Consider the following 219-nt stretch of genomic DNA (forward strand, 5'->3'; position numbering starts at 1 on the left):
ATCTGGGACAGCCTGCGCGAGGAAGCTTCTCAGCAGCCATGTAGAGAGCTTGCGTCAGGCGTCTGGTATTGCCGCGTCCTCTCAGCGATCCCAATACGAAGACATCATCGATCTCCACAGCATTGCTGGAAAAATTTAGTTTAACTTTGGCGTTCGCGGGTCCATGAAAATCTATCCGATCCTTGCTGGTCGGGCTTTTGTCGATGAAATCGAACGTCA

The 219-nt window shown here is 51.1% G+C and carries 1 protein-coding gene; it reads right to left on the reverse strand.

Annotated features, from left to right (window positions below; genetic code table 11):
• On the reverse strand, positions 1 to 219 hold a 219-nt coding region (locus tag AF337_RS44625), incomplete at both ends, for a hypothetical protein (protein ID WP_210168082.1).

This window comes from Rhizobium ecuadorense, from assembly GCF_001187535.1.
Taxonomy (GTDB): Bacteria; Pseudomonadota; Alphaproteobacteria; order Rhizobiales; family Rhizobiaceae; genus Rhizobium; species Rhizobium ecuadorense.